General features: G+C 37.7%; 11 protein-coding genes, 2 tRNA genes and 1 other annotated feature. Of the genes, 7 read left to right on the top strand and 6 right to left on the bottom strand.

Features of this window, described 5'->3' with window-relative positions:
• Positions 1 to 68 precede the first annotated feature (68 nt).
• A complete protein-coding gene (locus tag KGF86_RS00395) occupies positions 69 to 1,157 on the top strand; it encodes an HD-GYP domain-containing protein (protein ID WP_186871070.1) in 1,089 nt (362 codons plus the stop codon).
• 10 nt (positions 1,158 to 1,167) lie between these two features.
• Here the strand turns inward: KGF86_RS00395 and KGF86_RS00390 are convergent, their stop codons facing one another.
• Positions 1,168 to 2,124 (bottom strand): YaaC family protein, encoded by a 957-nt coding sequence (locus KGF86_RS00390; protein WP_211740793.1) that lies wholly within the window; start codon positions 2,122 to 2,124, stop codon positions 1,168 to 1,170.
• Positions 2,125 to 2,313: 189 nt separating this feature from the next.
• Between KGF86_RS00390 and guaB the strand changes: the two genes are divergently transcribed.
• From guaB to KGF86_RS00370, 4 genes are all read left to right on the top strand, one after another.
• Positions 2,314 to 3,789 carry an IMP dehydrogenase gene (gene guaB, locus KGF86_RS00385; protein ID WP_186871072.1) on the top strand — a complete coding sequence of 492 codons (1,476 nt, stop codon included), beginning with the start codon at positions 2,314 to 2,316 and terminating at the stop codon, positions 3,787 to 3,789.
• A gap of 341 nt (positions 3,790 to 4,130) precedes the next feature.
• Positions 4,131 to 5,465, top strand: coding sequence for a D-alanyl-D-alanine carboxypeptidase family protein (locus tag KGF86_RS00380; RefSeq protein ID WP_211740792.1), 1,335 nt, complete (start codon positions 4,131 to 4,133; stop codon positions 5,463 to 5,465).
• A 153-nt stretch (positions 5,466 to 5,618) separates the two neighbouring features.
• Positions 5,619 to 5,835: a binding site (T-box leader), on the top strand.
• A gap of 45 nt (positions 5,836 to 5,880) precedes the next feature.
• Positions 5,881 to 7,155 (top strand): serine--tRNA ligase, encoded by a 1,275-nt coding sequence (serS, locus tag KGF86_RS00375; RefSeq protein WP_211740791.1) that lies wholly within the window; start codon positions 5,881 to 5,883, stop codon positions 7,153 to 7,155.
• A 258-nt stretch (positions 7,156 to 7,413) separates the two neighbouring features.
• Positions 7,414 to 7,506, top strand: a tRNA-Ser gene (locus KGF86_RS00370).
• 72 nt (positions 7,507 to 7,578) lie between these two features.
• Here KGF86_RS00370 and KGF86_RS00365 read toward each other — a convergent pair.
• The 3 genes from KGF86_RS00365 to KGF86_RS00355 all read right to left on the bottom strand — a co-directional run bounded on the left by KGF86_RS00365 (position 7,579) and on the right by KGF86_RS00355 (position 9,809).
• On the bottom strand, positions 7,579 to 8,256 hold the full coding sequence (locus KGF86_RS00365; protein WP_211741188.1) for a GTP pyrophosphokinase: 678 nt from the start codon (positions 8,254 to 8,256) through the stop codon (positions 7,579 to 7,581).
• 191 nt (positions 8,257 to 8,447) lie between these two features.
• Positions 8,448 to 9,131: a deoxynucleoside kinase gene (locus tag KGF86_RS00360; protein WP_211740790.1), complete on the bottom strand. Its 684-nt coding sequence runs from the start codon at positions 9,129 to 9,131 to the stop codon at positions 8,448 to 8,450.
• Positions 9,132 to 9,164: 33 nt separating this feature from the next.
• On the bottom strand, positions 9,165 to 9,809 hold the full coding sequence (locus KGF86_RS00355; RefSeq protein ID WP_186871077.1) for a deoxynucleoside kinase: 645 nt from the start codon (positions 9,807 to 9,809) through the stop codon (positions 9,165 to 9,167).
• A 177-nt stretch (positions 9,810 to 9,986) separates the two neighbouring features.
• Here KGF86_RS00355 and KGF86_RS00350 point away from each other — a divergent pair.
• Positions 9,987 to 10,059: transfer RNA gene (locus KGF86_RS00350), tRNA-Arg, on the top strand.
• A gap of 201 nt (positions 10,060 to 10,260) precedes the next feature.
• Here the strand turns inward: KGF86_RS00350 and KGF86_RS00345 are convergent.
• On the bottom strand, positions 10,261 to 10,815 hold the full coding sequence (locus tag KGF86_RS00345; protein WP_211740789.1) for a hypothetical protein: 555 nt from the start codon (positions 10,813 to 10,815) through the stop codon (positions 10,261 to 10,263).
• 493 nt (positions 10,816 to 11,308) lie between these two features.
• Between KGF86_RS00345 and acsA the strand changes: the two genes are divergently transcribed.
• Positions 11,309 to 13,024 (top strand): acetate--CoA ligase, encoded by a 1,716-nt coding sequence (gene acsA, locus KGF86_RS00340; RefSeq protein WP_186871079.1) that lies wholly within the window; start codon positions 11,309 to 11,311, stop codon positions 13,022 to 13,024.
• A gap of 162 nt (positions 13,025 to 13,186) precedes the next feature.
• Here the strand turns inward: acsA and KGF86_RS00335 are convergent, their stop codons facing one another.
• On the bottom strand, positions 13,187 to 14,482 hold the full coding sequence (locus KGF86_RS00335; RefSeq protein ID WP_211740788.1) for a glycoside hydrolase family 18 protein: 1,296 nt from the start codon (positions 14,480 to 14,482) through the stop codon (positions 13,187 to 13,189).
• Positions 14,483 to 14,496 lie beyond the last annotated feature (14 nt).

Genomic DNA, 14,496 nt, shown 5'->3' with positions numbered 1-14,496 from the left:
GATAAAAATGAGGTGACGAAGAAATTAATTTTCTTCGTCACCAATATTCATCAAAGGGAGGGAATAACATGCGTGTTACACCAACTCAAATAGTTCCTGGTTGTGTTCTCTTACGTGAAGTTAGAGGGAAAACAAACCGTCCAATTATCCCCCAAAATACCGTATTAGATGAAAAGCATATTAAGATATTACATAAATTTTTAATTAAACAGGTTGATGTTTCGGAACGGCTAAAGGATGGTACACCATTTAAGCCCAAGACCACAGATGAAAAAGTGGAATCACCTAGCCCAACATCAAACCACCTCGCACCACAGTTATCATTTAAAGAACATTATCTGCATGTCGTAGCGGAATACAAAAAGCTGTATCATTCTTGGTGTAACAGTATCCCTATTGATAGCTTGGCAGTTCGTAATCTAATTTTACCGTTAATTGACCGAATGGACGATATTGGTTCCGAAATATACACCCTCCATCAGTATGCGAATAAAAAGGATTATTTTTTCCACCACAGTGTCTCTGTGTCCATTCTTAGTGCTTATTTAGGCAAGAAGATGGGATATCAAAAAGGGGAATGGTATCAAATCGGGATGGCTGGGTTATTATGCGATGCTGGTATGGCAAAATTAGATACCTATTCCATCCATAAAGAAGGCGAATTGACGAAAGAGGAAATCAAAGAAATGCGAAAACATCCAACCTACTCCTATCGTATGTTGGAACAGATTTCAACATTCCCTTATACCGTTAAATTAGCAGTTCTTCAGCACCATGAGCGAATAGATGGAAGTGGATACCCTTTAGGCTTATCACAAGACAAAATTCACGGATTTGCTAGAATTATTGCCGTATGTGATATTTACCATGCGATGACAAGTGAGCGGATATATCGAAAGAAGCAATCACCATTTAAAGTGATTGAAGCATTACAACAGGATCAATTTAGCAAGCTAGATCATCGCGTTGTTCAAGTCTTCGTCGATGCTATTGCTAATTTTTCTATTGGAACGAGAATTGTGTTATCGAATGAGCAGGTTGGAGAGATTGTCTTTATTGATCAGAAACAACCTACTAGACCGATTATTCGATTAGACAATGGAGAAATCATTACGTTAAGCAATCATCATAATTTGCATATTAAGGAAATAGTATAGAGGGAGCAGCTTACTGCCCCTCTATTTTCTTATGAAGAAATTCTCCAATTAAGAGTGGAATCTTCTTTTGGGTAATCGTTAAAAAGCTTGAGATGAATGGATAATCCGCATCCGGCTTCGTTGCTAATAATTCTCCCCACCATTCTGCTTCATAACGGGATAGCATACTAAGATTGTATAAAAGCAAATAGTGTACCATTATTTCCGATAGTGGAAAAAAGAGTTGTCGATCAGTAGGGAGATAGATCATGCCATCCAGGTCCATTTGAAAAGGGCTTACGGTTTGGATAAGGGTATCTGTTAAGTGGATCGTAATCGATTCGGAATCTATCTGGCTTTCCTGGAAAGACAGATAATCTTTCATCCGTTTGATTAACGCATTTTCTGTCATATGATAATGATCGCAAACTTCTTTTGGGATACGGATTAATCTATCCCCCCTTTTCCCAATTGGGATCAAGCTTTGATCCTGTTCTAACGCAAAGTAAGTGATTAGCTCTGGAATAAGGCTAAATAAACTTCTCATCGTAATTTTTTCAAACGGCAGCTGTTTGATGCCGAAGAGATGCTGTGAAAAGTATGGAAATAATCCTTTATGCTGTAGCTTAACCTCATCTTCTAAAAAGCTATAGTCCTTCTTTTTCCGCTTTCTTGCTGATACACCGTGTGCTAGCACAGAGGTAGATTCAGGATAATCCGGTCTTTTCGTTAGTAAGCATGCTTTTAATAGATGGGCCATCCCATAAAAAAACATGACAGGTTTTAAAACTAAATCAAGTTGTTCACCTGCACGATAATATTCTTTTCCATGGTTTAAGCAATACATAAAGACATTACAATTTTCGTAGCTTTTCCGCTCGGCATCGACATCTTCTAATTGCAGGTAGCAGTGATATAAATATTTCTGGGCGGTTTGCTGTGATTGTAAATAGGTGTAAAACGACTGAATATCTTCCGAAAAACGCATAAAATACTTCCTCTTTTTTGATAGAAAAATTTGAAAATATGAACATTAAATTACCAGCAATCTCTTATTGAAATTATGATTCGGTTGGCGTATTGTATATAACAATAGATATACGTATTAGCTTTCCCAGAGATAGATATAATATTCTTTTACCTTTGTTTTCACTACTAAATTGAAGGAGGATTTTATATGAGAAAGGATAAGTTTCAGAAAGAAGGATTAACGTTTGATGATGTTCTATTAATTCCTGCTAAGTCAGAGGTTCTACCACGTGAGGTAGATGTCAGTACGGTTTTAAGTAAGAATATCAAGCTAAATGCGCCTTTAATTAGTGCTGGAATGGATACCGTGACCGAAGCAACAATGGCGATTGCAATGGCTAGACAGGGTGGCTTAGGAATCATTCATAAGAACATGTCGATTGAAGAGCAAGCAGAACAAGTTGATCGTGTAAAACGCTCTGAAAGTGGTGTTATAACCAATCCATTCTTCCTAACACCAGATCATCAAGTATTTGACGCAGAACATTTAATGGGGAAATATCGCATTTCCGGTGTACCGGTAGTCAATAATGAAACAGAGCAGAAGCTTGTTGGTATCATTACGAACCGTGATTTACGTTTTATCCAAGACTACTCTATTAAAATTTCTGAGGTCATGACTAGTGAAAACCTCGTAACTGCTTCAGTTGGAACGACATTAGATGAAGCTGGAAAAATCCTTCAGCAATATAAAATTGAAAAATTACCCTTAGTAGATGAACATGGTATTTTAAAAGGATTAATTACCATTAAAGATATTGAAAAAGTAATTGAGTTTCCAAACGCTGCTAAGGATGCACAAGGTCGTTTATTAGTAGGTGCAGCTGTAGGGGTTACAGGAGATTCCGTGAAACGAATCGAAGCACTAGTTCAGGCTGGTGTGGATGTCGTAGTTATCGATACAGCACATGGTCATTCTCAAGGTGTATTAGATCAATTGAGAAAAATCCGAAATGCTTATCCAGAACTGGATATTATTGCGGGGAATGTTGCAACAGCAGAAGGAACGAAAGCATTAATTGAAGCAGGTGCAACCATTGTAAAAGTTGGAATTGGTCCTGGATCGATTTGTACGACAAGAGTTGTTGCCGGTGTTGGCGTTCCTCAGATTACAGCAGTTTATGATTGTGCAGAAGCAGCGGCAGAATATGGTGTTCCAGTCATTGCAGATGGTGGAATTAAATATTCTGGTGATATTACAAAGGCTATTGCAGCAGGAGCACATGCGGTAATGCTTGGAAGTATGTTTGCAGGGGTATCTGAAAGCCCTGGTGAAACGGAAATCTATCAAGGTAGAAGATATAAAGTATACCGTGGTATGGGATCTGTAGGCGCGATGAAAGCAGGCTCGAAGGATCGTTACTTCCAAGAATCTGCCGATGCGAAAAAACTAGTACCAGAGGGCATTGAAGGAAGAGTGGCCTATAAAGGACCACTTGCAGATACCATTCATCAATTACTAGGCGGATTACGTTCTGGTATGGGTTATTGTGGAACACCGACAATAGACCAACTACGCAATGAAGGACAATTCATTCGCATTACGAATGCTGGCCTAACAGAGAGTCACCCACATGATGTTCAAATTACAAAAGAAGCACCGAATTATTCCTTGAAAGGGTAATTTTTGAAGGGAATAGGCTGAAAAATAATCGTACCTATGAAAAAACCAAACTGATATTGTAATTCTTTCTTAGAATTCAATTAAGTTCGGTTTTTTCTTTTGGGGATAGGAAAGTATGTAATCATAGCGGTCTCTTTGGGTACCCTGCGCATTTCTCATTATGTTACTAAAAGCATAAGCTAGTAACTCTAGTAATTGGTAAAAATTACGCATAAGTAAAACTACCTATTTACGACAGAATAAGCGAGATGAGGGTTTATATAATAGCTAAATTTATGATAAAATAGGAAAGGTGTTCTATAAAAATAAAAGCATTGAAATATAGGGTGGAGGTCACAACATTGAAACAGATCTATTCAAAATTATTAATGGTGTCTCTAGCAATTCTAGTAGCCATGACATCATTTATAGCACAACCTACGAATATACAAGCTCAAGAATTAGAATTAGATGCTGAATCAGCTATTTTAGTTGATGCGGATACAGGGAAAGTTCTTTATGCCAAAGACCCTGATATTGCCCTTCCACCAGCAAGTATGACAAAGATTATGACAGAATATCTTGTTTTGGAAGCGATTGAAAATGGGGAAATCACATGGGAAACAACAACACAAATTAGTGATTACGCATATAGCATCTCAGCTAACCCTGAGTTTTCCGGTATTGGTCTAACACAAGATAAACCGTATACTGTAAAGGAATTATATGAAGCAATGGCCATCTTCTCTGATAATGGGACAACCATTGCCCTTGCTGAACTAGTATCTGGTTCTGAAGGTGAATTTGTAAAACGAATGAATCAAAAGGCAGAAGAAATGGGCCTTCCTGATTTCCAATTTGTTAACTCCACTGGATTAGATAATAGCTCGCTTGGAGATAACTATCCAGAAGGTACGGATCCAAACGGAACAGACATGCTTTCAGCTCGCTCTCTAGCACTGTTAGCTTATAACTTAATTAATGATTATCCACACGCACTGGATATTTCTAGTCAAATCGAGACTGAATTCGAAGGATATAAAGTAGAGAACTTGAACTGGATGCTGCCACATGAAGCAACATATCTCAAGCAGTTCTACTATGAAGGAATCGATGGATTGAAGACAGGTTACACTGGTCTAGCAGGTTATACGTTTACTGGTACAGCAGAACGTGACGGAAGAAGATTGATTACTGTTGTCATGCGTACAGATAGTAAGGAAGCTCGATTTGAGCAGACTGCTAGATTAATGGATTACGGTTTCAGTCAATTTGAAAATAAAGAACTATTTGCTGCTGGCTATCAGCTGAAGGATAAAGAAACAATTCCTGTAGCAAAAGGGAAAGAAGATCAAGTAGCAGTCTCCATCGGTGAAGAAATCTCCCTTCCAATTAAAAAGGGAGACGAAGAGCTGTATAAATTAGAATACAACATCGATGAAGATAAGCTAAATGAAGATGGCGAATTAGTAGCACCAGTTAAAAAAGGCGATAAAATCGGTACAGCACAACTAGTATTTACTGGTGATAATGATTATGGATATATCACGAATACTACTAATCTATCAGTAGATTTAATCGCGGACGAGGCAGTTGAAAAATCCAATTGGTTCATGCTAGCACTAGGTGCAGTTGGTGACTTCTTTAGCGGAATCTTCTCCTCTGTTGTCGATATGGTTAAAGGTTGGTTTTCTTGAAAAATAATAATGTGTAATTATGTTCACTCGTCATAATCAATTATGGCGAGTGATTTTTTTTAATGAATGATGGTTAACTAAAACAATCTAAGAATAAAACTTGCACTTTTTACAAAAATTAGCTAATATAATGATTAACTAAAAAATGAACTTAGAAAAGTTATGATAGGAAATAGTAACAGTATTATTTTCCAAAGAGAGTCGATGGTTGGTGCGAATCGATGAAAATCTGCTGTGAATCCATCCTTGAACTGGTTTACCGAAATAATAGTAAGTAAACCCGGTTACGTACCGTTAACACGATTAGAGCCGGAAGAGATTACTCTTCAACAAGGGTGGCAACGCGGGAATATAAACTCTCGTCCCTATTTTTGGGATGAGGGTTTTTTTGTATTTATAAAAGGAGGAAATGTAAATGTTAGACATGAAGTATTTACGCAATAATTTTGAAGAAGTAAAAGGAAAGCTGCAGCATCGCGGTGAAGACCTATCTGAGCTAGATCGCTTTGGTGAACTAGATGAACGTCGTCGTGAATTAATTACCAAGACGGAGGCACTTAAGGCAAAACGAAATGAAGTAACCAAGCAAATCTCACAGCTGAAAAAGGAAAAAAAGGATGCTGATGAAGCGATTAAAGAAATGCGTCAAGTTGGTGACCAAATAAAAGAATACGATGATGAATTAAGAGAGATTGAAGAAACATTACAAACAATCATGCTATCTATTCCCAATATTCCACATGAAAGTGTGCCAGTCGGTGAAAGTGAAGATGACAATATAGAAGCTCGTAAATGGGGAGAAGTACCAGCATTTAAATTTGAAGCACAACCACACTGGGATATTGCAACTAATTTAGATATTCTTGATTTTGAACGAGCTGGAAAAGTAACTGGAAGCCGCTTTGTATTCTATAAAGGTCTTGGAGCTAGACTAGAGCGTGCATTATGGAGCTTTATGATGGATTTACATGCCGATGAGCATGGTTATGTAGAAATGCTCCCTCCAACCATCGTCAATCGTGCAAGCATGACAGGAACTGGTCAGCTGCCTAAATTTGAAGAGGATGCGTTTAAATTAGAAGGCTGGGATTATTTCATGGTACCAACTGCTGAAGTACCGGTGACAAACTATCATCGCGAAGAAATCCTTCGTGTAGAAGACCTACCGACTAAGTATGTTGCGTTTAGTGGAAGCTTCCGTTCTGAAGCGGGTTCTGCTGGTCGTGATACACGTGGTTTAATCCGTCAGCACCAATTTAATAAAGTAGAGTTGGTTCAATTTGTTAAACCAGAGGACTCTTATGAAGCATTAGAGGAACTAACCGGACATGCGGAAAAAGTACTCAAGCTACTGCAATTACCATATCGCGTCATGAGCATGTGTACTGGTGACTTAGGCTTTACCGCTGCGAAGAAATATGATCTTGAGGTTTGGATTCCTAGCCAAGATACCTACCGTGAAATTTCTTCTTGCTCTAATTTTGAAGATTTCCAAGCAAGACGCGCTGGCATTCGTTTCAGAAGAGAAGCAAATGGTAAGCCAGAATTCGTTCATACTTTAAATGGTTCAGGTCTTGCAATCGGCCGTACGATAGCAGCAATCTTAGAAAATTACCAACAAGAAGACGGTTCTGTCAAAGTGCCAGAAGTGCTGGTTCCTTATATGGGTGGAGTAGAGTTTATTAAATAAATGGATTGGAGCTGTCTAGGTTAGGAAAATCTAGCAATGGAGGATGATTCCGATACCTACTGGTTAGTAGGTATCCTTCCTCTTTTAGAGAGGAAATGTCTAGAGTAAACTGCCTAAACAGCTTCATAACTCCTTTACAAGGCGTTTAGTAATTGTTGCTCAAATTGGAAAAGTCTTTTATTTTTGTTTCGTTAAAAAAACGTTATAATCATGTTGACATTAAAAATCAAATCCTGTATATTAATATTTGTCGTTAACGGAGGTATACCCAAGTCTGGCTGAAGGGATCGGTCTTGAAAACCGACAGGCGGGTCAAACCGCGCGGGGGTTCGAATCCCTCTACCTCCTCCATTTTAAACAAAGCGCATAAATATTGGAGATATTAAAAACCGCTATATTGTAGCGGTTTTTTTCATTTTTGCACTATTCTTTCCCCAGAAATGATTCTAATAAGGCGATTGGGATATAATATTTCTCGTTATTAAGCTCCGAATGTAGTAAATCAAACTCATTCGCTTCGCTTTCCTTCAGCTTATTGATTTCTTTATGAAGCTTCTCCATCCGATAATCTAATTCAGAGGCTACAGTTGCGGTAAACTTTAACTCCTTCGTTAAATCTTCTGGAACATTCTTACTATATTTATAAAAAATCTTATGTTCTAAACTAGCCCAAAAATCCATCGCAACCGTTCTAATTTGTATTTCAACATAAACCTCTTTCATTTGATCAGATAGGTAAACCGGTATCTTAACTATTAAATGAAGACTTTGATACCCATTAGGCTTTGGATTTTTGATATAATCCTTACATTCTACAACTGTAACGTCCTTTTGATTCTGCAATAAATCACTAATTATATATATATCGGAAATAAAGGAACAAACAATCCGAATTCCCGCAATATCCCGTATAGCATGCTCAATAGATTCGAGATTAAAATCAATATTTTTTCTCGTAATTTTCTTAAAAATACTTTCTGGAGATTTTAATCTTGTTTTCGTATGTTCAATTGGATTATAGTCATGTATATGTTGAAATTCCTCTTTTAAAATTTGTATTTTTGTATCCATTTCATCGAGACCAAATTTATAAGACATCATAAAACGAGTTAATTCTTTACGGATTTCTTTTAGGCTCTGAATATTACTTTCTCCTGTATGCAAGGTATTTCTTCCTTTCCCACATGATAGTTTTATTATACTGCAAAGCATGGGTTAATACCGTTTTAAAGTAGATAAAAATTTTTCCAAAAAAAAATGATACATCGCTTAGGATGTACCATTTGTCTTGCTTATTTAATAAGTTCTCTTGTTTCCCAACGTCTTGACTGCTGAATGAAATGGCCAATCTTCTCTAAAATTGGTTCGATTGAAGTATCATCTTCCATTAAATCATAGTCCGATATGTTAATTCTTAGGATAGGACAAGCATTGAAGTTATTGATCCAGTTTTCATAGCGATTGTACATTTCTTCCCAGTAAGAAATCGGTGTACTCTTTTCCATTTCACGCCCACGCTCTTGAATTCGTTTCAGAACCTCTTCAAAAGAACCTTCTAAATAAATGAGTAAATCTGGGTGTGGGAAGTATGGTGTCATCACCATGGATTCAAATAGGCTAGTGTATGTTTCATAGTCTGTTTTTGACATCGTTCCATTTTCATAATGCATTTTGGCGAAGATTCCAGTATCTTCGTAGATCGAACGGTCTTGGACGAAACCTCCACCATATTCAAAAATCTTCTTCTGTTCCTTGAAACGTTCTGCTAAGAAATAAATTTGTAGATGGAAGCTCCATCGTTCGAAGTCTGCATAGAACTTTTCCAAGTATGGATTGGTATCCACTTTTTCAAAGGATGTTTTAAAGTTTAATGCATTGGCTAATGCTTTTGTCATCGTAGACTTCCCTACTCCAACCGTACCAGCGATTGTAATGATACTATCATTTGGGATATGATATTTTTCGCGTAAGTTCATCGTTAATCTCCTCTTATTAAAGGTTAAAAGTTATTATTTAGATACTATTTCAAAAGACTTCAATTGCTTTTGTACTTGCTCGATAATCTTCGTTAAATCATCCTCGTATTGAACAAAATCCATTTCATCACCATTGATACGGATGACTGGAATATCAGGGTGCATCACTTCAAATTCATTCATATAGGCTTCATAATCCTCTGCAAGCTGAGCTAAATAGGATGCCTTAATATTTTGCTCAATTTCTCTACCGCGCATTTGGATCCTATTTAAGATGGTATCCAAGCTTGCATGTAAATAAATCATCATATTTGGAACAGGCATGTCTGCGGTGAGGATATGATATATTTTTTCGTACTTCTCAAATTTATCCGCTTGTAAGGTACGTTTGGCAAAAATCATATTTTTCGATATATGGTAATCTGCAACAACAGGTTTTCGTTGTGACAAATACTTTGTTTCAATATCTTCTAGTTGTTTAAATCGATTGCAAAGAAAGAACATTTCTGTTTGAAAGCTCCACTCATCGATGTCGTCGTAAAATTTCCCTAGAAATGGATTTTCTTCTACAATCTCTTTTAATAAATAGAAGTTAAAATGATCTGATAGTCGTTTTGCTAACGATGTTTTACCAATACCAATTGGTCCTTCTATTGCAATAAATGGGACCTCTGTCATTCTAGTTCCCCCAATCAAATGAAATCAGACAGATATCTTTTAATTTTATCATACTACAAAAGCGCTATCTATACTCGATTTAAAGGATTAGAAAGTAAAATTTGGTATAGGGGTTAAGATTTTGGACTTTGAATTTATTACGGATTTTTGTATAATAAGGAATGTTCCTAACCATATGCCTTCGTAGCTCAGGGGATAGAGCATCGGTTTCCTAAACCGTGTGTCGCAGGTTCGAATCCTGCCGTGGGCACTCGTAAAAACGTATTAATAGCAAGAGGTTAATCCATTTCACCTCTTGCTATTTTTTTATGAAGTAAATCAGAAGTGGCCAAGGAATAGATGCTATAAGTCAATTAAGTAATTCCATCTTATAAAGCTTTTAAATGCGTATTAGAATGTAAGTTCGTTTTATATAAAAAAATATGGTGTGCCCAATAGCACACCATATTAATTATTCAACATCAGCACTGAAAATAGCTGGATCTTCAAAAGAGATCAAAGGTTTAAAATAGATTTCGATAGGACCTTCTTCAATTCCAAAGTGTTGAGTAGCCTGCATTTTCTTTCCTGGTTGTAAACTACCCATTGAGTTATCTAATGGGTAAGAATCCATTTTGTTGCCAGTTCCATCATATACTTCTAAATCTGCACCAACAGGAATCTCATCTTCTTTTCCATTTTCTACTTCATATTCCACTTTTACAACCATAGCTGGTTCAGTATCTGCGAACTCATTGCGTTCTTCTGTAAGTGATACGCTTTTCAATGTATATTTGATTCCATCAACTTCGGCAGTATCTCCAATAGAGAGGGTTTGTGATTCGCTAGACTCTTGCTCATCAGAATCTTCCTCATCTTCCGGTTCACTAGAATTATTCTCAGTTTCGCTGGCGTTTGTGTCAGAATCTTGGTTGCCCTTATCGCTTGAAGATGATTCATCCTCAGTACAAGCAACTAAAGTGACAGTTAGTAGGATTGCTACAAATAGTAACAAGAATTTTTTCATATTTTTTTCCCCTTTTTATTTTTTTATATCATCTATGTAATACATAGTTGATAACAACCATATAATTATATGATCCTTTTTGACTTCTCTTAAATTAAATAGATTCATATAATTCTATTAGATGTTCATTAGTTATGTCAGTTTGTTCATAAACATTAGATCAGTATTGGATTGTTATTTTATATACTTCTAAAAAATAACACAATTCTGCTTACAACAAATAACTACATATAGTATACCATTAATACCATTATTTACAAAATATAATGGTAAATTAGAACTATATACGAAATAAGTGAACATTTACGGAAAGCCGCTGATTTTTTATGGGGATAGCCCCTTCTTTTCACTAATTGATATAAAATTCTATCAAATTAGTGCTAAACACTTTAAAAAATTCACAAAATGTTCTAAAATACTAATAAACATTTTAAATATTTCATAATTTAAGAAATGTAATCGGTTGCAAATTTTGTAGATGAGGTGATAAAGGATGGATATGCAACGTGTACCGGCAAGAGAAGGAAATTATAATCTAAAGAACTATGATGAATTACGATCTACCTTCAAATGGGAAGATGTGCATAAGCACTTTTCGTGGAATGAAACAGGAAAAGTGAATATTGCATATGAAGCAATTGATCGCCATGCGGAAAACCCAGAGAAAAAAGATAAAGTTGCACTTTTATACTCAGCGCCTGGGAGAGAGGAATCCTTAACCTTTTCCGATATTAGTAAAAAAAGTAATCAATTTGCTAATGTACTTAAGAAATACGATGTTCAAAAAGGGGATCGGGTATTTTTGTTCATGCCAAGAAGCCCGGAGTTCTATGTAAGCTTTTTCGGAATTTTAAAGACAGGTGCAATTGCGGGTCCATTATTTGAAGCCTTTATGGAACAGGCGGTTCGCGATCGTCTTCAAGATAGTGAGGCAAGAGTGCTGATTACGACACCTGATTTATTAGAACGTGTACCACAAGAGGATTTACCAGACTTAGAGAAAATCATCTTAGTTGGTAATCGTAGTGAGCCATCCGATAAATATATCGATTTTTATGAGGAAATGGAAGTAGCAAGTGAAAGCTTTGATATCGAATGGGTAGATTTAGAGGATGGAATGTTAATTCACTATACCTCTGGATCTACTGGTAAGCCAAAAGGGGTATACCATGTGCATAATGCGATGATTCAGCACTATGTAACTGGCCAATGGGTACTTGATTTAAAGGATGACGATGTATATTGGTGTACAGCTGATCCTGGTTGGGTGACAGGCACCAGTTATGGCGTGTTTGCACCATGGCTAAATGGGGTTACCAATGTTATTCGTGGAGGCCGCTTTACACCAGAGGATTGGTATTCAACATTAGATAAACACAACGTAACCGTTTGGTATACGGCACCTACTGCATTACGTATGCTCGTAAGTGCTGGTGAAGGCCTAGTAAAAAAATATGATTTCTCTTCACTGCGCCATGTCTTGAGTGTCGGTGAACCATTGAACCCAGAAGTGGTGACATGGGGACTGAAAGCATTTGATTTACGTATTCATGATACATGGTGGATGACCGAAACGGGTGCACAATTAATTGTGAATCTACCTTCTGAGGAGATTCGCCCAGGTTCGATGGGGAAACCAATTCCAGGTATTGAAGCATCGATTGTCGATAATGAGGGGAATGAAATCCCTCCAAATCAAATGGGTAATTTAGCGATTAAAGCAGGATGGCCTTCCATGATGCGTGCGATTTGGAATAATCCTAGTAAATATGATAGCTACTTTATCAATGGCTGGTATGTATCAGGAGATAGTGCTTACCGTGATGAAGATGGCTACTTCTGGTTCCAAGGTCGTTTAGATGATGTCATTAATACATCTGGTGAGCGTGTAGGTCCGTTTGAAGTAGAAAGTAAGCTAATTGAACACCCTGCAGTAGCCGAAGCTGGTGTTATCGGTAAACCAGATCCACAGCGTGGGGAAATTATTAAAGCATTCATCACATTAAATCCTGGATATCAGGAATCGGATGAGTTATTAGAGGATATTCGCCAATTTGTGAAAACGGGATTAAGTGCACATGCTGCACCTCGTGAGATTGAAGTACGTGATTCGATTCCAAAGACACGAAGCGGTAAAATCATGCGTCGTCTGCTTAAATCTTGGGAACTAGGGCTACCTACTGGTGACACATCTACATTAGAATCTTAACGAATAACCCTCCAGCTAATGGTGAGCTGGAGGGTATTTTATTTGCTACGGTGTACCATTAGCCCGTTTATTTTCCCCGGAGACGGGTGCGGATGGAACCACTATAGGTAGAAAACAATCTTCGATACCAAGACTCTATTAGATGCTAACCATGAACAACAACTACGCTTCATCATCCTTCGCAATCGTAAAATTATCCTGTAGCAACAGCCAGTTCTGTGGGAATGCAAGACCTAACTTCCAATAGCTAATCCCTCGTAAATTAAGCTCCTTAATCAAATCAAATTTTGCTTGGATGGACCGTGCATCCTCAAACCATACCTCATGTTCATTACCTTCCTCATCCCAATAGTTGAAATGTGGTGCTTGCGCCGTAGTGTCATACTCAATGGAGGCATTATACTGCCGAGCTAAGGCAATCGCTTGTTGTGGACTTACCGCACGAGCATATTCTCCTCCTGGTTCGTATGGTAATGTCCAATCGTACCCATATAAGTTTTGACCTAGTAATATTTTATTCGATGGCATTTCCGTTAACGCATATTCCACTACTCTACGCACTTGATCTAGCGGAGATACTGCCATGGGAGGTCCACCACTATATCCCCATTCATAGGTCATGAGCACCACAAAGTCTGCAACTGCCCCGTGGGCTGCATAATCATGCGCCTCATACCACGCCCCTTCTTGTGTAGCGCTAGTTTTTGGAGCAAGGGCAGTGGACATGAGTAGCCCCTCCTGGGAAAGACGTTCCTTTGCGGTTGCTAAGAAAGTATTATAGGCGTCACGATCTTCCGGTGGTAAAAACTCAAAATCAAAATGCACATCTGAAAATCCAACTTGACGGGCTGTATTGACAATATTGTCTAACAACGTATTTTGTACGGCTTGAACGGTGACAATAATATGCCCTAGTTCCGCACTAAAAGCTCCTTCTTCTAGATTGGTAACCACCATCATTAAACTAGCGTTATTGGCATCGGCAATTTGTTTGAAATCATTTAGTGGTGGGGCATTTAAACTGCCATCTCGATTGACTTGATAGCTAAATGGTGCCAAGTAGGATAAATATGGGGCGTTTTTTCTTGCGGCGTTTTCTAATGCTTCTGATACAGTTCCACCTAGTGGCTCAATATAAGCATTGGAAATGATTTCAGGTCTCGGTCCTTGGGGAATATATAATCGTAATCCTACAGGTAAAATCCCATTAACGGAAATATTATTGACACGAGCAAGTTCCTGATAGCTCATCCCAAACCGCTGTGCGATGGTATAGAGGCTATCTCCAGGTTGCACGAAATAGAACTGTCCGGCAATTGGAATGACTAAAGCTTGCCCAACAACTAACTGATTTGGAGTATCTAATTCATTTGCGTTAACGAGCGCATCGATTGTTGTGCCGTATGTACTGGCAATGGTATATAAGGAATCTCCTTGTGAGACAACATGGATTTGCATAATCTCCCTCCTTA

It is taken from the genome of Ornithinibacillus massiliensis, from assembly GCF_018310345.1.
In the GTDB taxonomy this organism is placed as follows: Bacteria; Bacillota; Bacilli; order Bacillales; family Amphibacillaceae; genus Ornithinibacillus; species Ornithinibacillus massiliensis.
The sequence above is the reverse complement of the archived record's forward strand: the minus strand, read 5'-3'. Positions and strand labels throughout refer to the sequence as shown.

Bases quoted from the DNA above. Each gene is read 5' to 3' on its own strand.
- guaB (WP_186871072.1), top strand. From the start codon at position 2,314: ATGAGAAAGGATAAGTTTCAGAAAGAAGGATTAACGTTTGATGATGTT.
- KGF86_RS00360 (WP_211740790.1), bottom strand. From the start codon at position 9,131: ATGAACTTACGCGAAAAATATCATATCCCAAATGATAGTATCATTACA.
- KGF86_RS00395 (WP_186871070.1), top strand. From the start codon at position 69: ATGCGTGTTACACCAACTCAAATAGTTCCTGGTTGTGTTCTCTTACGT.
- KGF86_RS00335 (WP_211740788.1), bottom strand. From the start codon at position 14,482: ATGCAAATCCATGTTGTCTCACAAGGAGATTCCTTATATACCATTGCC.
- KGF86_RS00355 (WP_186871077.1), bottom strand. From the start codon at position 9,809: ATGACAGAGGTCCCATTTATTGCAATAGAAGGACCAATTGGTATTGGT.
- KGF86_RS00390 (WP_211740793.1), bottom strand. From the start codon at position 2,124: ATGCGTTTTTCGGAAGATATTCAGTCGTTTTACACCTATTTACAATCA.
- acsA (WP_186871079.1), top strand. From the start codon at position 11,309: ATGGATATGCAACGTGTACCGGCAAGAGAAGGAAATTATAATCTAAAG.
- KGF86_RS00365 (WP_211741188.1), bottom strand. From the start codon at position 8,256: ATGATGTCTTATAAATTTGGTCTCGATGAAATGGATACAAAAATACAA.
- KGF86_RS00345 (WP_211740789.1), bottom strand. From the start codon at position 10,815: ATGAAAAAATTCTTGTTACTATTTGTAGCAATCCTACTAACTGTCACT.
- serS (WP_211740791.1), top strand. From the start codon at position 5,881: ATGTTAGACATGAAGTATTTACGCAATAATTTTGAAGAAGTAAAAGGA.